At 40.4% G+C, this 19,210-nt stretch carries 18 protein-coding genes; 7 read left to right on the forward strand and 11 right to left on the reverse strand.

Going from position 1 to position 19,210, the window contains the following annotated elements:
* Positions 1–104: 104 nt before the first annotated feature.
* Positions 105–875 (forward strand): NADP-binding protein, encoded by a 771-nt coding sequence (locus tag EU510_RS09695; protein ID WP_149593334.1) that lies wholly within the window; start codon positions 105–107, stop codon positions 873–875.
* Here EU510_RS09695 and hutH read toward each other — a convergent pair.
* From hutH to hutC, 3 genes are all read right to left on the reverse strand, one after another.
* A complete protein-coding gene (gene hutH, locus EU510_RS09700) occupies positions 872–2,407 on the reverse strand; it encodes a histidine ammonia-lyase (RefSeq protein ID WP_149593335.1) in 1,536 nt (511 codons plus the stop codon). The genes EU510_RS09695 and hutH overlap by 4 nt on opposite strands.
* A 2-nt stretch (positions 2,408–2,409) precedes the next feature.
* Entirely contained in the window at positions 2,410–4,083 is a 1,674-nt protein-coding gene (gene hutU / locus EU510_RS09705) for a urocanate hydratase (protein WP_149593336.1), read from the reverse strand.
* 65 nt (positions 4,084–4,148) lie between these two features.
* Positions 4,149–4,856 carry a histidine utilization repressor gene (gene hutC / locus EU510_RS09710; protein WP_149593337.1) on the reverse strand — a complete coding sequence of 236 codons (708 nt, stop codon included), beginning with the start codon at positions 4,854–4,856 and terminating at the stop codon, positions 4,149–4,151.
* A 119-nt stretch (positions 4,857–4,975) separates the two neighbouring features.
* On the opposite strand from hutC, the gene hutI reads away from it, so the two are divergent.
* Positions 4,976–6,223: an imidazolonepropionase gene (gene hutI / locus EU510_RS09715; RefSeq protein WP_149593338.1), complete on the forward strand. Its 1,248-nt coding sequence runs from the start codon at positions 4,976–4,978 to the stop codon at positions 6,221–6,223.
* A gap of 120 nt (positions 6,224–6,343) precedes the next feature.
* Positions 6,344–8,008 carry an EAL domain-containing protein gene (locus EU510_RS09720; protein WP_149593719.1) on the forward strand — a complete coding sequence of 555 codons (1,665 nt, stop codon included), beginning with the start codon at positions 6,344–6,346 and terminating at the stop codon, positions 8,006–8,008.
* Here EU510_RS09720 and EU510_RS09725 read toward each other — a convergent pair.
* The gene (locus EU510_RS09725) at positions 8,005–9,054 is read right to left on the reverse strand and encodes a formimidoylglutamase (RefSeq protein WP_149593339.1); all 1,050 of its coding nucleotides are present in this window, start codon (positions 9,052–9,054) and stop codon (positions 8,005–8,007) included. The genes EU510_RS09720 and EU510_RS09725 overlap by 4 nt on opposite strands.
* A gap of 1 nt (position 9,055) precedes the next feature.
* A complete protein-coding gene (rraA, locus tag EU510_RS09730; RefSeq protein ID WP_002959955.1) occupies positions 9,056–9,553 on the reverse strand; it encodes a ribonuclease E activity regulator RraA in 498 nt (165 codons plus the stop codon).
* A gap of 201 nt (positions 9,554–9,754) precedes the next feature.
* On the opposite strand from rraA, the gene EU510_RS09735 reads away from it, so the two are divergent.
* On the forward strand, positions 9,755–10,294 hold the full coding sequence (locus EU510_RS09735; protein ID WP_149593340.1) for a phosphatase PAP2 family protein: 540 nt from the start codon (positions 9,755–9,757) through the stop codon (positions 10,292–10,294).
* Positions 10,291–11,322, forward strand: coding sequence for an MJ1255/VC2487 family glycosyltransferase (locus EU510_RS09740; RefSeq protein ID WP_149593341.1), 1,032 nt, complete (start codon positions 10,291–10,293; stop codon positions 11,320–11,322). Before EU510_RS09735 ends, EU510_RS09740 begins: the two co-directional genes overlap by 4 nt.
* A 60-nt stretch (positions 11,323–11,382) precedes the next feature.
* Here EU510_RS09740 and EU510_RS09745 read toward each other — a convergent pair whose 3' ends face one another.
* The 5 genes from EU510_RS09745 to priA form a co-directional block, all read right to left on the reverse strand.
* Positions 11,383–11,757 (reverse strand): gamma-butyrobetaine hydroxylase-like domain-containing protein, encoded by a 375-nt coding sequence (locus tag EU510_RS09745; protein ID WP_149593342.1) that lies wholly within the window; start codon positions 11,755–11,757, stop codon positions 11,383–11,385.
* 58 nt (positions 11,758–11,815) lie between these two features.
* Positions 11,816–13,144, reverse strand: a complete 1,329-nt coding sequence (hslU, locus tag EU510_RS09750; protein WP_149593343.1) for an HslU--HslV peptidase ATPase subunit — start codon at positions 13,142–13,144, stop codon at positions 11,816–11,818.
* Between the two features lie 11 nt (positions 13,145–13,155).
* Positions 13,156–13,674 carry an ATP-dependent protease subunit HslV gene (gene hslV / locus EU510_RS09755; RefSeq protein ID WP_002958366.1) on the reverse strand — a complete coding sequence of 173 codons (519 nt, stop codon included), beginning with the start codon at positions 13,672–13,674 and terminating at the stop codon, positions 13,156–13,158.
* 79 nt (positions 13,675–13,753) lie between these two features.
* Positions 13,754–14,281 carry an SPOR domain-containing protein gene (locus tag EU510_RS09760; RefSeq protein WP_149593344.1) on the reverse strand — a complete coding sequence of 176 codons (528 nt, stop codon included), beginning with the start codon at positions 14,279–14,281 and terminating at the stop codon, positions 13,754–13,756.
* Positions 14,282–14,301: 20 nt separating this feature from the next.
* Positions 14,302–16,488 (reverse strand): primosomal protein N', encoded by a 2,187-nt coding sequence (gene priA / locus EU510_RS09765; RefSeq protein WP_149593345.1) that lies wholly within the window; start codon positions 16,486–16,488, stop codon positions 14,302–14,304.
* A 230-nt stretch (positions 16,489–16,718) separates the two neighbouring features.
* Here priA and rpmE point away from each other — a divergent pair, with 230 nt between their 5' ends.
* A complete protein-coding gene (rpmE, locus tag EU510_RS09770; protein ID WP_002958369.1) occupies positions 16,719–16,934 on the forward strand; it encodes a 50S ribosomal protein L31 in 216 nt (71 codons plus the stop codon).
* 525 nt (positions 16,935–17,459) lie between these two features.
* A complete protein-coding gene (locus EU510_RS09775; RefSeq protein WP_149593346.1) occupies positions 17,460–18,701 on the forward strand; it encodes a malic enzyme-like NAD(P)-binding protein in 1,242 nt (413 codons plus the stop codon).
* Between the two features lie 64 nt (positions 18,702–18,765).
* Here EU510_RS09775 and metJ read toward each other — a convergent pair whose 3' ends face one another.
* Positions 18,766–19,086 carry a met regulon transcriptional regulator MetJ gene (metJ, locus tag EU510_RS09780; protein ID WP_002958371.1) on the reverse strand — a complete coding sequence of 107 codons (321 nt, stop codon included), beginning with the start codon at positions 19,084–19,086 and terminating at the stop codon, positions 18,766–18,768.
* Between the last annotated feature and the right edge of the window lie 124 nt (positions 19,087–19,210).

Here is a 19,210-nt window from a genome sequence, read left to right on the forward strand (position 1 = left end):
TTTTATTATTTATGAAATTATATCTAATCATATCTTACTTAAAATCTCTATAAAGTTAGATAGAAAGAACTAATTATGAGTTTAAAATAAAGGCTTATACAAAAATGACAAATAAAAGTAATAAATTAGTAGTATTAGGTGCAGGCTGGTTAGGACATGCTTTATGCGTAAGTGCGCAAAAGACTGACTGGCAAGTACAAGGAACGCATAGAACTGATATACACGAGTTTGACTTTGAACGTCAGTTTACACTTGAAGATGGGCAATTGAGGCATCAAGTTGATTTACAAGATGCTTATTGGGTATGTGCTATTCCACCACGTAGCAGGCACAGTGAAAGTAATTATCCTGAAACACTCACCGCAGCACTTAAGCTTTCAAAGGAGCTAAACGCAAAGGGCTTTTTATTGTGCTCATCAACCGGGGTGTACGATCAAGAGCCTGGTGTATATAGCGAAAGTAGCGATATTTCATGCACAAACGAGCGCCAAATAAAGCTTTACGAAGCTGAAGAGCAAGTGTTTGAACAAGATGGCAAAGTAATTCGTTTAGCTGGCTTACTAGGGCCTAATAGAGAACCGGGGCGTTTTGTGGCAGGCAAAGAGCTCAATACATCAAGTGAGCAAGTAGTAAATATGGTGCATCAACAAGATGTAATTAATGCTATTTTTGCGGTGATAGAGCACTGGCAAGTAGGGCAAAATATTTATAATGTTGTGAATCCTGCGCACCCCACAAAAGCTGAATATTACGCGATGAAGTGTCAGCAACATGATGGTGAAATGCCAACGTTCACAGGAACTGATTCGGCTGAGCGCAAAATATTAGGCTCAGCCATTGAAGCCTTAGGGTTTAGCTATCAGCACGGTATTTAATATGCTGAAGGCAGGGGACTGCTCTCTATGAAGTCGCATAGCTTACCTTCACTTAGTAATGTATTAGCAGCTTCGATATCGGGAGCAAAGTAGCGGTCTTTATCATAATAACTCACATGTTCGCGTAACAACGCTTTAGCGCTTTGCACTTTATTTGATGGTTCAAGCGGCTTTCTAAATTCTAGCCCTTGAACCGATGCTAACCATTCTATTGCCAAAACACCTTGGGTATTATTGGCCATTTCATCTAAGCGCCTTGCTGCAAAGGTTGCCATAGAAACATGATCTTCTTGATTTGCAGATGTAGGCAAGCTATCGACCGAAGCCGGATGCGCTAATGATTTGTTTTCTGACGCAAGCGCTGCTGCGGTAACTTGGGCAATCATAAATCCTGAATTTACCCCGCCGTTTTCAACTAAAAATGGCGGTAATTTGGATAGGTTTGAATCGATAAGTAATGCAATTCGCCTCTCTGCTAATGCGCCAATTTCGGAAATTGCGATAGCTAAGTTGTCAGCGGCCATAGCAACGGGCTCTGCATGAAAGTTTCCGCCTGATATAATGTCGCCTACATCGGCAAAAACTAGCGGATTATCGGTTACACCGTTTGACTCGCATAGCAACACTTCTGCAGCTTGGCGTATCTGAGTTAGGCAAGCACCTAGCACTTGAGGTTGGCAGCGAAGGCAGTATGGATCTTGTACTTTTTCACAATTGACGTGGGAGTTACTAATTTGAGAGTGCGTATCGAGTAGCTCTCTAAATACTTGAGCGGTGTCTATTTGTCCGCGCTGACCGCGAATTTCATGGATACGCGCATCAAATGGCGCACGACTGCCCATTGCAGCTTCTATACTTATCGAGCCGATAACGCAGCTTTGTGCATATAAGTTCTCGCTTCTAAATAGGCCTTGTAGTGCAAACGCAGTCGACGCTTGTGTGCCATTTAATAATGCTAAGCCTTCTTTAGCTGCAAGTGTTAGGGGCTCAAGCTCTGCTATTTTTAACCCTTGTGCTGCGCTAATTATTTCTCCTTTATGTCGCATTTGACCTTCAGCTAATAAAGGTAGGCACATATGCGCAAGAGGGGCTAAATCTCCCGAAGCTCCCACAGAGCCTTTTTTAGGCACGCATGGATATACTTCGCTACTAAGCAGCTGCATAAAAAATTGGATTACTTGCAGGCGAATGCCCGAATAGCCACGTGAAAGCGAGTTTACTTTTAAGGTGATCATTAACCTTACTGTGCTGTCATCCATGTATTCGCCAATACCTGCAGCGTGTGAAAGCACAATGGAGCGCTGTAATAATTCAAGTTCGTCGTCGGCAATTTTGGTATTGGCTAATAACCCAAAGCCGGTGTTAATCCCGTATACAGTACGGTGTTCATTAATAACGTTTTGAACGGTTTGTGCGCTGGCTGCTATTTGCGACTCGGCATGCTTTGCAAGGCTTAACTTTACCGGTGAATTATTAATTTTTCTTAGTGTGTTTAAATCAAGTGATCCGGGTGTGAGAGTAAGTTCGAACATGATCATTCCTCGTTTAACATAGGTAGGTCTAAATTTTGTTCTTTAGCGCAGTTTTTTGCTATGTCGTATCCGGCATCAGCATGGCGCATTACACCCGTTGCAGGGTCGTTCCACAGTACGCGAGCAATACGCTCTTTAGCTTCATCTGTTCCGTCTGCAACAATAACCACACCAGAGTGTTGGCTAAAGCCCATACCAACACCGCCACCATGATGAAGAGACACCCAAGTAGCGCCACTTGCGGTATTAAGCAGTGCATTGAGTAGTGGCCAATCTGATACTGCATCTGAGCCATCTTTCATACTTTCTGTTTCGCGGTTAGGGCTGGCAACTGAGCCCGAGTCGAGGTGGTCACGACCAATAACGATAGGGGCTTTAAGTTCGCCATTTTTAACCATTTCATTAAAGGCCAGTGCAAGGCGCGCTCTATCTTTTAGGCCAACCCAGCAAATACGTGCAGGTAGACCTTGAAATTGAATGCGTTCCCGCGCCATATCAAGCCAGTTATGCAAATGTGCATCATTAGGAATAAGCTCTTTTACTTTAGCGTCGGTTTTATATATATCTTCAGGGTCGCCCGATAATGCTACCCATCTAAATGGTCCAATACCTTCACAAAATAAAGGGCGAATATAGGCGGGTACAAATCCAGGAAAATCAAACGCGTTGGTAACACCTTCATCAAGCGCCATTTGACGAATATTATTTCCGTAATCAGTAGTGGCGGCACCGGCTTTTTGTAGTGCCAGCATCGCTTTAACTTGGACTGCCATTGATTGTTTAGCCGCTTTTACTACGGCTTTTGGATCTTGCTCACGCATTTTTGCAGCGTGCTCCATTGTCCAGTTTTGTGGTAAGTAACCATTTAATGGATCGTGAGCAGATGTTTGATCTGTGACTACATCAGGGGTAATGCCTGTTTTAACCAGTGTACTAAAAATATCGGCAGCGTTACCTAGTAAACCCACTGAGAGGGCTTTACCTTTAACACATGCATCGGTTATTAATTGCAGTGCGTGTTCAAGGTTCGTTGCTTTTACATCAACGTAGCCTGTTTTTATACGAAAATCGATACGGCTTTCATCACATTCAACAACCAGTGCACTAAAGCCAGCCATTGTAGCTGCAAGTGGTTGCGCACCGCCCATACCACCAAGACCACCTGTTAATACCCACTTACCACTAGCGCTACCTGCAAAGTGTTGCTTTGCCATAGCTACAAAGGTCTCGTAAGTTCCTTGTACTATGCCTTGCGAGCCAATATAAATCCAAGAACCCGCCGTCATTTGCCCGTACATCATCAAGCCTTTTTTATCGAGCTCATTAAAGTGCTCCCAATTTGCCCAGTGTGGAACAAGATTTGAGTTAGCAATAAGCACGCGAGGTGCATTACTGTGGGTTTTAAATACACCAACGGGTTTTCCTGATTGTACAAGCAGGGTTTCGTCGCTTTCGAGTCTATCGAGGGTTTCTATAATTTTGTCATAACTTGGCCAATCACGAGCTGCTCGGCCAATACCACCATATACAACAAGTGCATGAGGATGTTCTGCTACTTCAGGGTCTAAATTATTCATTAGCATGCGCTTAGCAGCTTCTGTTTGCCAGCTTTTAGCACTTATTTTATCGCCGAGAGGTGCACGTATTACGCGACTTGTGTCGAGTCGGTTGTTCATGTTTTGCTCCTGTTGTATATACAAGGTGATTTGTTATAAAAAAGCGCAGTAAGCGCTATCGTTTGTTATTTTTTAAATGTTAAGTGGCCACCTAAGCGATATTTACTGCCTGGTGATACAAGGCGTGCAAAGCTCACAATGCCTTTAACAGACCAGGTACGTCGGATTACTTGTAAGCATGGTTCTTCATTATATAAGTTTAACCATTGGCACATTTCGCTGTTTGGCATAATGGCCTCTACGGTATGCCTTGCTTGGGTAAGTGGGGCAACACTAGATAGATATTCATGAGGTGTAAGCATGCTGAAGTCTTGTTGTAAGTAGCCAGTCGCAAGGGCAGGATTTACAAAACGCTCTTCTAGCTGCAAAGGGCTGTCGTTTTCGTTATGCACAAGTACACTTCGATATACAACACTGTCAACCTCAACACCAAGTGCAATGGCAATAGGTGCGACTGCATTCATTGATTCGAGTATGAGTACACTACAGGTGTAGTTGCCGTTACGCTCTTTTACTTCATCAGCAATATTTTTTATTTCAAGTAACGATGACTGAGATTTAAATGTAGCTACAAATGTACCTAACCCTTGGCTGCGGGTTAAAATACCTGCCTCGGTTAATTCGCTTAGTGCTCTGCGGGCCGTCATCCTGCTTACATTAAATTGACTACTTAGTTCGTTTTCAGAGGGAACACGTTGGTTTTCTTGCCACGTACCGCTGCGAATTTTATCAACAATGAATTGTTTGATTTGCGCAAATTTAGGTGTCGTCATTAAATTTATGGTTACATTAAAAATAAACTATATAAATAAGATGACATAATTACCTTGTATATACAAGATGGGTTGTTAGACTATATTTTCATCACTCTGGGCGTAAAAAGGGCTGTAAAATGCAAAGCACAACACAAAATTATGAGTTAGAAGAAATCGACTTACTTTTAACTGACGCCAATATTGCCACTATGGATAGCAATATAAATGCCCCTTATGGCGCAATTGAAAATGCTGCGATAGCCATTAAAAATGGTAAAATTGCGTGGATTGGAGAGCAATCAACATTGCCTAGTTTTGATGTGTTTGCAACGCCAACATTGAGTGTAAAAGGGCAATGGTTAACGCCGGGCCTAATAGACTGTCATACGCACTTAGTATTTGCAGGTTCAAGATCGCAAGAGTTTGAGCAGCGCTTGCAAGGCGTAAGCTATGAGGAAATCGCAGCACAAGGTGGTGGCATAGCAAGTACGGTTAAAGCGACGAGAGCAGCCGACCGTGAACAATTGTTTGTTGATGCAAAAGATCGCTTAAATACGTTGTTAAAAGAAGGTGTAACCACCGCTGAAATAAAGTCGGGCTATGGGCTAGATACTGAAAACGAGATAAAAATATTAGAAGTCGCTCGTTTATTAGGTGAGCATCATCCTATTGATATTAAAACTACTTTTTTAGGGGCGCATGCTCTACCGCCTGAATACAAAGGCCGTGCTGATGAATATATTGATTTAGTGTGTACCGACATGCTTGATCAGGTAGTGGCTAATAATCTTGCTGATGCAGTCGATGTATTTTGTGAAAATGTAGGGTTTAGTTATTCGCAAACCAAACGTGTTTTCCAGGCGGCTAAAAAGCATAATCTCCCAGTAAAATGCCATGCTGAGCAGTTATCTAATCAACATGGTGCTGAGCTGGTGGCGCAGTTTAATGGCCTTTCGGCAGATCATATTGAGCATCTAGATGAAGAGGGTGTAAAAGCCATGGCAGACGCTGGGACGGTAGCGGTGTTATTGCCAGGTGCATTTTATTTTTTAAGAGAAACTAAAATCCCACCTATTGAATTACTTAATCAATATAAAGTACCGATAGCTATTGCGAGTGATTTTAACCCAGGTACATCTCCCCTATGTTCAGTGCACTTGATGATGAATATGGCATGCACATTGTTTAGATTAACACCTGAGCAAGCATTAGCTGGTGTCACTCGAAATGCTGCTAAAGCACTAGGGTTAGACGACCGTGGTATTTTAAAGGTTGGCGCAAGAGCTGATATTGCGCATTGGCAAATAAGTCACCCATCACAATTAAGTTACCAATTTGGCGTAAATAAACTGTTAAATTTATGGATTTTGGGTAGAATTAATTAGTTTGTATTATTTTTACCCACATATAACTTGGTTTAAACTTTTTTAGCGAATACGGATGCCGTTAATTTGAACATACTAACCGACAGTAATTTCCCAATATTTTTTAGTGGTGCACTATTAATGGCGATGATCGCCACTTTATTTGCTGTTAAAAATACCAGTATTAAATTTAGCTATTTATGCACAGCAGCTGTTGGTTTAGCTATTTTAAGCAGCGGTGCGGCTTGGCTTGCTATTTTACTAGCCTTTGGGTTTTGTTTTCACTTATGGCAAGCATTTGAGCGCAATAATTGGAGTATGATAATTACCAGCTCAATGGCTGGTCTTTTATTTGTTGTTCTATTTTCAGCTCATTTATTATTGGAAGTTCCGCTATTTTGGGTTGTGTTAGCAATATTATTATTAGCTATTGTTGGCTTTTTAAATGATGAAAACAGTGAAATAGAAGTCGTTATAGAGCCAGAACCTGAAGGTGATGCATTTGTTGAAGAGTCTCCGCTTTCAGTTTTTGCAGATAGAAAACAGTTACGCCAAGGCTACTATGAATGGTGCGGCAACAAACAAATAAGCGCAGCATTAATAGTTATTCGCCTTGAAGGCTTTGAGCAAGTTAACCAGCATATTGGACGCGACTTTGGCGATATACTGTTAGCGCAATCGGCTAATCGAATAAAAGAGCTACTTTCAAGTGACGAAATAGTGATTTTAACTGGGCAAGAAAAGCTAGCCCACTTAGGGGGGCTTAACTTTGCATTTATTTGTAGCTTCGCGAATCAAAAACACTTACATGAATTAATTATTGACCAAATACTGGGTGCAACGCTTAAGCCATTTAATGTTGCTAACTGCACTGTAGAAGTAAAAGCGAGAGCGAGTTATGTTGATTGTATTGAGCAAGATAACAACTTTGATAATTTAATATCGTACGCATATCTGGCACTCGATAGCCACCCAGACCGCAAGGTTGTGCCTTATCATCAACAAATGATGATTGAATTGCGAGAGCAACAAGCGCGACTAAAAGAATTAGCAAATATTGATTTTTCGAGCGAGTTAGAGCTTTATTTTCAGCCTATTATTTGTAACGAAAATGGTCAGATTGAGTTTTTAGAATTACTACTGCGTTGGCAGCACCCTAAGCAAGGGATTTTATCCGCTAACAGATTTATCGACGATATAAGAATTGCAGGGCTTGGCTATCCGCTTGCTAAATTTGTAATAGAGAGAGCCGCTGAGCTTGCAATGGCGCTTAGAATAGAAGGTATTTCTATACCGCTTAGCATTAACGTATTTGGTCCTGAAATGCTTAACGAAGAGTTTATTGAGTTTGTTGATGTTGTTTTAAGTGAGCATCACTTGGAAGCTGGCGATTTAATTGTTGAGTGCCCTTTGCATATTTTTGCGGGACTAGATGACAAAGGCAGAGGCATGATCGCAAGGCTTAATAACATAGGCTTAAAAGTATGTGTTGATGGACTTGGTGATAACCCGGTACTGCTTTCTAAGTTACCAAGTTTAGCGGTAGAGTATATTAAGGTCTCACCTTCACTTACCGCTGACTTTAGTAATCAAAACAATATACGCAGTTTAGTTAGCGGAATGGTTGAAATGCATAACCAACAAAAAACAAAAGTGATTTTTGAAGGGGTAGAAACACTTGAGCAACTTAAGTTTGTAAAAAGCTTAAAAGGTTATGCTGCCCAAGGTTATTACTTTGGTCACCCGCTAAGTAGCATTGGTTTGATGAGCTGGCTAAAAGAGTGGCGACAAGCGCAGCAGCGTTAGGTGTTTTCTTTGGCTTGTAGGTAACTATTTACAAGCGCACTTATTACTTGCCCTACATGCGTAATACCCGTTTCTACTCCATTAGGATGCTGGCTGGGAGCGGCTTCACACAAGTGTAAATACTTAGCGTGGCGGTTACTTGCAGCTAAATGTACAAAGTGCTCGGTGTCGCTTACACTAAATCCACAGCATGTGTACGCACTAACAGGCATGTAAGTAATACTATCTAAGTCAACTTCAATACCCAGTGGTAAATCGTTAAAACTATTCAGTGCGTTTTCAATTGCCTGCGTAAGCGTTACTTTTCGCTTAACGTGTATTGATTGATAGCTATCAAACTTAAAGTTAGCGTCTTTCATTGCATCTATAATTGCTTGATTGTTTTTTAATTCATGCAAGCCAATAACATGGTAATTACTTAGATGCTGCTCGTTATAAGCGTAGCGAAATCCATTACCACTATGGCGACCTTCACATTCTCTAAAGTCTGCATGAGGGTCAAAGTTAATAGCATTAATAGGCGTGTTTTTTGACTTACTTAGCGCACGAATAATTCCCAAGCAATTATTATGACCTCCGCCAATCACTATAGGCTCAAGCCCCGCTTTAAAAATAAGGCTTAATACTGACTCTACGCGTTCATCAAGTTGTTGGCATAAATCTCGCAATTGAGTTAACTGCTGGGCTTGTCGGTTATTAAGTTGGTTACTTTGCGCCATTAAATCATCAGTATTTACTTCACCCAATAAAAGTACTTTTTGAGTGGCAATAAATTGATTGTGAGGTTGGTTTAAAAAGCGCTTTAAAAAAGCCGGCCATGCTTCGTTTGCACCGCCATTTCCTAAATTTGCCTTGGGGCCAATATCTTCGCAAATACCGAGGAGTACGTAGCGAATACCAAATTGAGCAGCGTCAATGAGTGCTTGTTGCAGATTTACTTGAGTGTCGAGCAAGGCCATTGCTTGCCATGCTTTTTTCTCATTTGCGCGGGTAGAGCAAAGTGTTCTAACCGCGCTTTCATCATATACTTTTAAGTGGGAGGTCACGTTATACTTCTACAACTTCCAACTCTAATTCTTCTGCAGATAAAACAATGCCTGTGCTGTCGGCATAAATAAAATCATCATCAAAAAATGATACCCCAGCAAAGTTAACACCTATGGCATCTTCGCCAGCACCTTCGCTGTCGGCTGCAACAGGAATAGAAGCAATTGCCTGAATGCCTAAATCAAGTTCTTCAAGCTCATCAACATGGCGTACAGCGCCGTAAACAACAATACCATTCCAGTTGTTTTCAAGTGCTAGCTCAGCCAGTTCAATATCGATTAGTGCGCGACGAGTTGAGCCGCCACCGTCAATAAGAAGTACTAGGTCTGTACCATCTTGAGAAAGTAATTCGCGGATGAGTTCATTATTTTCAAAACATTTAACCGTTTTAATGCGGCCACCAAAGCTGTGTCGACCACCAAAGTTGATGAACATAGGCTCTAGCACGTCAACCACGTCAGCAAAGTGGTCGCATAAATCAGAAGTGCTGTAATCCATTATTTTATCCTCAAAAGGTACATTAATTTATATCTCAGTATACCCTCCTTATAAGCAATAACAACGACTTAATCGCAGTAAATTTAGGCAAAACAAGCGCTAAATCATTAATCGCAATAATAGTGTATTAAAAGCGTCACTCAATTGTTATTTACAGCACATAAGCTAAATCGGTGTTCATATATTATGCAATGAGGGATGGTGATGAATAATAATATGCTTAAAAAGGTAACTCATATAGATGAGCAATTATTTTTAACTTTGTTTAATTGCAATTCACCAAGGTGGTTTAAAGCAATAGCGTTTGGATTATCTAAAAGTGGTGATGGTGGATTGTATGTATTGGTGTGCTTAGCTGTATGGTGGCTTAGTAATAATGAGCAGCATCAGTTATTGCCTGTCACTATATTAATTGGTTTTGTTATAGAGAGACCTATTTACTTATTAGCGAAAAATAGATTTGCCAGAATCCGTCCATGCGACTGTTTGGTTACAAACGCCTATATAGTACCAAGCGATAAATTTAGTTTACCTTCGGGTCACAGTGCTGCTGCTTTTTTAGTGGCAATTATATTAAGCCATTTTTTTCCAGAATATGCATTACTACTATTTAGTTGGGCTACCGGCGTTGCTATGTCTCGTGTGGTATTAGGTGTGCACTTTCCTGCAGATATTATAATAGGCGCAACAATTGGTAGTTTTTGTGGTTTATTTGCGTTAGCACTTGTGGTGCCTGCATGAAAATATTGTATGGAGTACAAGGTACCGGTAATGGTCATATAACACGGGCTAGGGTTATGGCAAGCTGCTTTAATGAGTTCGGTATTGATGTTGATTATGTGTTTTCAGGGCGCGCAAATAAAGATTACTTTGATATGCACCAATTCTCAGATTATAAAGCGTATCGTGGTTTATCGTTTAGTACTGAAAATGGGCAAGTTAAAAATTTAAAAACACTTAAAAACATGCGAGTTTGTAAATTGATGCGTGATATAAAAGCGCTTGAGATGAAACAGTACGATTTTGTACTTAACGACTTTGAGCCTGTTACAGCATGGGCTGCAAAATGGGCAGGTATCCCCGTTATTGGCATTAGTCATCAAGCCGCATTTTTGTCAGATAACGTACCTATGTTTGGTCGTGGTGTACTGAGAAAATCACTTATCAAGCATTATGCACCAGCGACTACCTACTTAGGCGTGCACTGGCAACCATTTGCAAATAATATAATACCGCCTTTTATTGCTCATCATAATCATGACAACCCTGTAGCAGTAATGAACAAGGTATTGGTATATTTACCTTTTGAAAATTTAGATAGCGTTGTTGATTATTTAAAAGATTTTCCCGAAAAAGAATTTTATTGTTATCACCCAAATGCCAGCAATCAGTCTTTTGGGCATATTCATTTACGAGCCCCTTCACGCTCTGGTTTTTTAAACGACTTAGCAAACACAAGTGGCGTTATTGGTAATGCGGGATTTGAGCTTGCCAGTGAAGCGCTTAAGTTAGGTAAAAAGTTACTATTAAAGCCTTTAGATGGTCAGTTTGAGCAAGCAGCAAACGCACAAACTTTATTTGCCATGGGCATGGCACATGTTATGAACAATTTAAACCCACAAGCCCTTGACGATTGGAATAGCGCGCCGCAAAACAAGCAAATAAATTACCCCAGCGATCCTGCACCATTAATTAATTGGTTGATTAAAAAACAATGGAATAATACAGAGTCGTTACACAAAGGCTTATGGAAAAGCGTGAAAAATTAAAGGCCTGGTATTATTAATGATTTTTCAGCTTAGTAGGCTCGCTTAAAATTACCCATAAGGTTAAGGAACAAACTTTATAGGCACGCTATCTTTACTTTTTTCGTGTTCAGTTACCCGCGCTAAATATTCACTCCATAACGTATCTTGTTGCTGTTGTAGTTTTTCAAAGTAGCGCCAACTAAATAGTCCGCTGTTATGGCCATCGTCAAAATCTAAACGAAGTGCGTAATGCCCAACCGGTATAATACTTTTTATTCCTACAGCTTGCTTATTAAGTACTAGCTTCATTGGGCCAGAGCCATGGCCTTGCACTTCAGCTGAAGGGGAGTGTACACGTAAAAACTCACATCTAAATACAGCTTTACTGTCATCATCAAAGTAAACATCTAGATTTTTACTCACACTGTGGTAATGCACTTTTGTTACGTGTTTCATTTAATATATCCCATTAAAAAGCCCCCAATCTGGAGGCTTTTAGTATAAAGGGTATCAATTAAAGAATGAAGCGACTTAAATCTTCATCTTCAACAAGTGCACCAAGATGTTTTTCAACATAAGCGGCGTCGATTACTAATGACGAACCTGCTTTTTCAGAAGCATCGTATGAAATTTCTTCCATCAATCTTTCCATCACAGTGTGTAGACGACGAGCACCGATGTTTTCGGTTTTCTCGTTGACCTGCCAAGCTGCTTTGGCAATACGCTCAATTGCATCGTCGCTAAACTCAACATTAACTTTTTCAGTTTTAAGCAGTTCTCGTTGTTGCTCGGTAAGCGATGCATGAGGTTCTGTAAGGATGCGTTTAAAGTCATCTGCAGTAAGTGCTTCAAGTTCTACTCGAATCGGTAAGCGGCCCTGTAGCTCTGGGATCATATCTGATGGCTTCGCCATCTGAAATGCACCAGAGGCAATAAACAGCATATGGTCAGTTTTAACCATTCCGTGTTTAGTGTTTACTGTTGAGCCTTCAATTAGCGGTAGTAAGTCGCGCTGAACACCTTCTCGGCTCACATCTGGGCCTGACGAATCGCCGCGCTTACAAATTTTGTCTATTTCATCAATAAACACAATACCGTTTTGCTCTACTGCAAAAATAGCTTGCTCTTTTAGCTCTTCAGGGTTTACTAATTTAGCGGCTTCTTCTTCCGTTAATAGTTTGAAGGCTTCTTTGATTTTTAGTTTACGCTTAGTACGTTTATCGCCGCCCATGTTTTGAAACATGCTTTGTAACTGGTTGGTCATATCTTCCATACCAGGAGGGGCCATAATTTCTACGTTTGGTTGAGCTTGTGCTAAGTCTATTTCGATTTCTTTATCGTCTAATTGACCTTCACGTAATTTTTTACGGAATGTTTGGCGAGTAGATGAAGTATCGTCGCGTTGGCTTTCACCATATTGATCTTTAACAGGTGGTAAAAGTGCATCTAAAATACGCTCTTCTGCTGCTTCTTCGGCGCGATGTTTAAACTTTTTAGTTTGTTGCTCACGTGTCATTTTAATTGATACATCAACTAAATCGCGGATGATAGTCTCAACTTCTTTACCAACATAGCCAACTTCAGTGAACTTAGTTGCTTCTACTTTAATAAAAGGGGCGTTAGCAAGTTTTGCTAAACGGCGGGCAATTTCAGTTTTACCTACACCTGTTGGACCAATCATTAAAATATTTTTTGGTGTTACTTCGCTGCGTAAGTCATCATTTAATTGCATGCGACGCCAGCGATTACGAAGTGCGATAGCCACTGCTTTTTTTGCTTTAGCCTGACCTATAATGTGCTGATCTAGCTCGTGAACAATTTCTCTTGGGGTCATATCAGACATGATAGTTCCTATTATAATTCTTCGATTGTTTGGAAGTTATTAGTAAATACGCAGATGTTGCCTGCAATAGTTAAGCTTTTCTCTACTATTTCACGAGCGCTTAAATCTGTATTTTCTAAAAGGGCAGTTGCAGCTGATTGTGCAAAGTTACCACCACTGCCAATTGCAATTAGGTCGTTTTCAGGTTGAACCACATCGCCATTACCGGTAATAATTAAAGAGGCTGTTTCGTCTGCTACAGCGAGCAGAGCTTCGAGCTTTCGAAGTGCACGGTCGCTGCGCCAATCTTTAGCCATTTCTACTGCGGCTTTAGTTAGGTTACCTTGATGCATTTCTAATTTGCTTTCAAAACGCTCGAAAAGAGTGAAGGCATCAGCAGTACCACCGGCAAAACCAGCGATTACTTTGCCATTATAAAGACGTCGAACTTTACGGGCGTTGCCCTTCATTACGGTGTTACCAAGCGAAACTTGGCCATCGCCGCCAATTACAACTTTGTCGCCGCGGCGAACACTTACGATAGTAGTCATGTTATTCCTCATCATCGAGCTGCAGAGGCAACTCGTAAAAAACGATTATGATGAGGTTATATGGGTGAATGGTTTATTTTCAAGTCCAGCCCCAAATTCCGCAGCCGACTATTTTTACACGTTTAAGTTTGTTTTTATCGCTTTCGGCCTGGCGTTTGGTTTTATAAGGGCCTAAACGTACTTTATACCAAGTGCCATTGCTGCCTTTAGCTTGTTTTATCTCAGAAATAAGCCCTGCAAATGCGATTTTAGCTTTTAACGATTCAGCTTGTGCATGAGTTCTGAACGAACCGCACTGCATAACATAAGGACCTTTTTGCTCAAGCTCTCTTACTTCAACTTGAATTTCGTGTTCTCTTATTTCTTTAATAAATTCCGGTGTACGAGGAATAACAACGTCTACTTTTGCAGGCGCAGTTGGATTAGCTTGTTTTTCTACCAGTTTTGGATCGGCATTACTTTTTATAAACCATAATCCGTAAGCAAAACTGGCAACGAGTATGAGAGCTACAATAACTAATAGGATAGGAAAGGGCTTTTTAGCCGGTGCGTTTTTTTTACTGTTTCTGCCTGCAGGCTTTTTATTTATATAATCGTGCTGTGCCATGGTGTTATTTTGGCCTTAACCTAAATCATGTCTATAGGGTCTACGTCTAAGCTCCAGCGAACTTTTTGTGCTAGTTTGCTAGTACTTAAATAATCAACCATTTGCGCAAGATACTGGTGTAATACGCGGCGATCTTGCGCTTGAATATGTAATTGAAAACGATACATACCTGCAACTTTTTCAAGTGGAGCAGGGATCGGCCCGAGCAATTGTATACCAGATACCCCATTCACAGGAACCAAATCCGTCAAAAAATCGACAACTAGCTTAATACTGTGCCCCTGCGCCCTAACAATTGCCATATTAGTGATTGGCGGTAAATCAGCATCATCTCGCTCGCTTAGAGCAAATCGAGCAAAGTCTTGATAACCGTTATTAACTAAATCTTGTAAAAGAGGATGTTCTGGAAAGTGTGTTTGTAATAACACTTGCCCGGGCTCTCCTGAACGTCCAGCACGACCCGCTACTTGGGTAACTAATTGCGCTAAATGTTCTGTTGCTCTAAAATCGCAAGAGTATAAGCCGCTATCTACATCTAAAATAAGTACCAAGCTTACATCTGCAAAGTGATGACCTTTGGCAAGCATTTGTGTACCTACTAAAATACGTGCGCCACCGAGGTTTATTTCATCAAGTGCTTTTTCAAGGCTACCTTTACGACGGGTTGAATCGCGGTCTATGCGAGTAACGGGTGTATCAGGAAATTCGGTTAATAAAAACTCTTCAATTTGCTCTGTGCCTTTACCGTTAGGAAATATTTGTGTACTTCCGCAATCAGGACATTGGTGAGGGACAGGGTATTGATCGCCACAGTGGTGACAGATCATTTGCCCAATCGTTTTATGGAAAGTGGCGCTGGTACTGCATCGTTTACACTCGCTAAGCCAGCCACATTCATGACAAATAAGGGTAGGCGAAAAACCACGACGATTTAAAAATACCATAACCTGTTTACCGCGATTTAAATGCTGACGCATAGTTGCAAGGCTTGCATGTGCAATACCTGCTTGGTCGGGTTGGCCTTTCATATCGAGTAACTTAAATTGATTGTCGGTCGCAGTTTGTGCGCGCTCGGTTAAGCTTAGTAGCTGGTACTTGTTATTAATTGCTTTATGAAGCGTTTCAAGCGCGGGCGTTGCGCTGCCTAATATAAGCGGGATTTTATGCTGAAAAGCTCTGTAAGCGGCTAAATCGCGGGCATGATAGCGAAGCGTATCTTGTTGTTTAAATGACGAATCGTGTTCTTCATCAACAACTATCATACCGAGTTTTAAAAATGGCAGAAAAATACTCGAACGTGTGCCAATAACTATCGCACAACTGCCTTTTTCGCAAAAGCGCCATGTTTGTAAACGTTCGTTGTCGGTAAGTGCTGAATGCCAAAGCATAATGGGTGTATCAGGAAAGCGGCGACGAAAACGGTTTACAGTTTGTGGCGTTAAGCCTATTTCTGGCACTAATACTAATGCTTGCTCGCCACGTTTTAATACTTCTTCTAGGCACTGTAAATACACTTCTGTTTTACCACTGCCAGTTACGCCTTCTAATAAAAAGCTGCTAAATCCACTACTTTGATTTATTGCTGTACAGGCAACTGCTTGTTCTTTATTAAGTACAGGTTTACTACCGACAGTTGGTGCAACGCTTTGCCACTGGTTATCGTGTTCAATAGTTTGCGTAATAAGTTCTTTATCTATTAGGCTATCTATTGTTTTTTTACTAAAGCCAAGTGCTTTTAATTCGGTTAACGATGATTTCCCCGATTGCGATAACTGCTTTAATAAATTGAGTTGTGTTTTGGCTTTTAATGACGGTACTTTAGCGCCTTTTTCTGTCAGAGCAACCATGTTAATACTGGTTTTATCTGGTGATTCACCTTGGCGAAGTACAGCCGGTAGCGCTATGTGAATAGTTTCGCCTAAAGGGTAGCAGTAGTAGCGAGCAGTAAAGCTAAGTAAGTCTAAATGTTGGGAACTTAAAATAGGGGTATCGTCGATGACTTCTATAATACTTTTTATTTTATTTTCTGGGACATCAGTACTATTTTTGATACTGAGAATTACGGCTACTTTTTTTTGATTACCAAAAGGTACCAAAACCCGCATGCCAGGTAGTAAAGGGCTTGATAAGCCACTGAGCTGTTCTTCTATTTTATAATCAAAGGTGCGTGGAAGCGGAACTTTAATAGCAACTTCAACAAAACTCATAACAACTCAACCCGTAAAATTAATGCTGTAATGTACTAAAAATAACGCTAAAAACCTACTAGCAATAGTACTTGAGAGCGAGATTGTTCACTTTTTTGGCAAAAACAGAAATAAATACTTGTGTAGGAGGTTGTTGTTGGATAAAATTCGCCACCAACAAATTTGTTTTAACGACGTATGGTGCCAGACTTCGGGTTTGGAGAGCGATGCGGCCTTAACTAGAGGTTCCTATGAAAGAAGGTATTCACCCTAAGTACGAAGTAATTTCTGCAACATGTTCATGCGGAAACAAATTCGAAACTAGCTCAACTCTTTGTAAAGATATTCACTTAGACGTATGTTCTGCGTGTCACCCGTTTTACACTGGTAAGCAAAAGATTTTAGACACTGGCGGCCGTGTTGATCGCTTCAACAAGCGCTTCGGTGCACTTAGCAGCAAGAAGTAATCATTGCTGTTTAGTTAAAAAAAGCACCTTAGGGTGCTTTTTTTGTGCCTAAAATTTACCTCTTTTTATCTTATTTAGCTTGCTCGAGCTACACCACTCCTTGCATAACTATTTCCTATTCTTATTCTGAGTATGCATAAACCTTTACAGACAAATCGATAGATATTCTCTATATTTTAAATAGTATAATTGTTAACTAGGTTGATAAAAGTAGCTAACGTGGGGATATCTGTTTTTAAAGTAGAGTAAAAGGCTATTATTTTAAATTTATAATAATACTTTAAACGTACATTTTGTAAAAAAATTAGAGACATAAAAGCACCTCAAAACTTACTTTTTAGGTGAGTTTTTATTTATTAAATGTCGCTATAATCCTACAAAGTTACTGAAAAACCTCTTAAAATCAAAGGATATAGCATATAACAGGATAGACCTGATATTGCTTGGAATTTAAAAATAATAAGGGTATCGTACCCCAACACACTACCTCTCACTTTAACTTAAATTGCAGGATACCATCGCGTTATGTCTGACTTTCGTGAACAAGCACTACATTATCACTCACATCCCGTACCAGGTAAAATTAGCATTGAGCTAACAAAGCCCGCTGAAACAGTTCAAGATTTAGCCCTAGCTTATAGCCCAGGTGTCGCCGAACCTGTACGTGAAATTGCTGCAGATCCTACAAATGCATATAAATATACCGGTAAAGGTAATATGGTTGCGGTTATCACTAACGGTACTGCAATTTTAGGACTTGGTAATTTAGGTCCTTTAGCGTCTAAACCTGTGATGGAAGGTAAAGCGTTATTGTTTAAACGTTTTGCAGGGCTTGATTCTATTGATATTGAAGTTAAGCACAAAACAACAGAAGACTTTATTAATACGGTTGCCAACATTGCCGACACATTCGGCGGTATCAACCTTGAAGATATTAAAGCCCCAGAGTGTTTCGAAATTGAAAAGGCATTGATTGAACGTTGTAGTATTCCGGTTTTTCATGATGATCAACACGGTACTGCAATTGTAACGGCTGCTGGTATGCTCAACGCGCTAGAAGTACAAGGTAAATCAATTGAAGATGCAATAATTGTATGTTTAGGTGCAGGCGCTGCTGCAGTTGCGTGTATGGAACTGTTAATTAAGTGTGGGGCACTGCGTGAACACATTTATATGCTTGACCGCAAAGGTGTTATTCATACTCGTCGTGATGATTTAAATGAATATAAACAGCTTTTTGCTAACAATACCGATAAACGCACATTGCAAGATGTAATTGCAGATGCTGATGTGTTTGTTGGTGTTTCGGGTCCTAACTTGTTAGCTGCCGAGGATTTAAAACTAATGGCAGAAAAGCCGGTCGTGTTTGCATGTTCAAACCCAGATCCAGAGATTGATCCTGCACTTGCACATGGCGCACGCAACGATTTAATTATGGCAACAGGGCGATCTGATTACCCTAATCAAGTAAATAATGTTTTATGTTTTCCGTTTATTTTCCGTGGTGCGCTTGATGTACGTGCAAGCGCGATTAACGATGAAATGAAAATTGCTGCAGTTGAGGCTATTCGTAGTATTGCCAAAGAGCCTGTACCTGCAGAAGTTTTAAAAGCCGCAGGCGTAGATAAACTAGAGTTTGGTGCGCAGTACATTATTCCAAAACCAATGGATCCGCGTTTACTACCGCGTATAGCTAAAGCTGTAGCACTTGCTGCGGTAGAGTCGGGTGTTGCGCAAATTGACTTACCTGAAAATTATATGGCGTAATATATAACGCTTAAACAAAAAACCTCAGCAATGCTGAGGTTTTTTTGATTAAAAAGGTAACGATTTATTCTTCGTTTAAAATAGGCACTTCTAAACCCATTTCTTGCATTATCTTTTTAACTTCTTCTGGTACTTTTTCTGCATTGTCTTTACGTAGATCATCGTCATTTGGTAAAGGTTGACCAGTAAACGCATGCAAAAACGCCTCACATAGCAATTCACTATTTGTTGCATGGCGAAGGTTATTGATTTGACGACGCGTACGCTCATCCGTTAAAACTTTTAATACATTTAGCGGGATCGAAACGGTGATCTTTTTAACTTGCTCTGATTTTTTCCCGTGTTCTGCGTATGGGTGAATATACTCACCATTCCATTTAGCCATAAGATGTATCGTTGCCTCAGATTATTAATTTCTCACACGGTATAAAAAGCGTGTAAATATGCGTGAAATTCTATCGATTTAAAAAAGATAGTCAAATAATAGATACCAATCTATCTTAATAAGC

Source organism: Pseudoalteromonas sp. FUC4, assembly GCF_008370255.1.
Lineage (GTDB): Bacteria > Pseudomonadota > Gammaproteobacteria > Enterobacterales > Alteromonadaceae > Pseudoalteromonas.

Bases quoted from the DNA above. Each gene is read 5' to 3' on its own strand.
- rpmE (WP_002958369.1), top strand. From the start codon at position 16,719: ATGAAAGAAGGTATTCACCCTAAGTACGAAGTAATTTCTGCAACATGT.
- EU510_RS09760 (WP_149593344.1), bottom strand. From the start codon at position 14,281: ATGGCACAGCACGATTATATAAATAAAAAGCCTGCAGGCAGAAACAGT.
- hslV (WP_002958366.1), bottom strand. From the start codon at position 13,674: ATGACTACTATCGTAAGTGTTCGCCGCGGCGACAAAGTTGTAATTGGC.
- EU510_RS09745 (WP_149593342.1), bottom strand. From the start codon at position 11,757: ATGAAACACGTAACAAAAGTGCATTACCACAGTGTGAGTAAAAATCTA.
- metJ (WP_002958371.1), bottom strand. From the start codon at position 19,086: ATGGCTAAATGGAATGGTGAGTATATTCACCCATACGCAGAACACGGG.
- hutC (WP_149593337.1), bottom strand. From the start codon at position 4,856: ATGACGACACCTAAATTTGCGCAAATCAAACAATTCATTGTTGATAAA.
- EU510_RS09695 (WP_149593334.1), top strand. From the start codon at position 105: ATGACAAATAAAAGTAATAAATTAGTAGTATTAGGTGCAGGCTGGTTA.
- hutU (WP_149593336.1), bottom strand. From the start codon at position 4,083: ATGAACAACCGACTCGACACAAGTCGCGTAATACGTGCACCTCTCGGC.
- hutH (WP_149593335.1), bottom strand. From the start codon at position 2,407: ATGTTCGAACTTACTCTCACACCCGGATCACTTGATTTAAACACACTA.
- hslU (WP_149593343.1), bottom strand. From the start codon at position 13,144: ATGTCTGATATGACCCCAAGAGAAATTGTTCACGAGCTAGATCAGCAC.
- EU510_RS09775 (WP_149593346.1), top strand. From the start codon at position 17,460: ATGTCTGACTTTCGTGAACAAGCACTACATTATCACTCACATCCCGTA.
- hutI (WP_149593338.1), top strand. From the start codon at position 4,976: ATGCAAAGCACAACACAAAATTATGAGTTAGAAGAAATCGACTTACTT.
- rraA (WP_002959955.1), bottom strand. From the start codon at position 9,553: ATGGATTACAGCACTTCTGATTTATGCGACCACTTTGCTGACGTGGTT.
- EU510_RS09720 (WP_149593719.1), top strand. From the start codon at position 6,344: ATGGCGATGATCGCCACTTTATTTGCTGTTAAAAATACCAGTATTAAA.
- EU510_RS09740 (WP_149593341.1), top strand. From the start codon at position 10,291: ATGAAAATATTGTATGGAGTACAAGGTACCGGTAATGGTCATATAACA.
- priA (WP_149593345.1), bottom strand. From the start codon at position 16,488: ATGAGTTTTGTTGAAGTTGCTATTAAAGTTCCGCTTCCACGCACCTTT.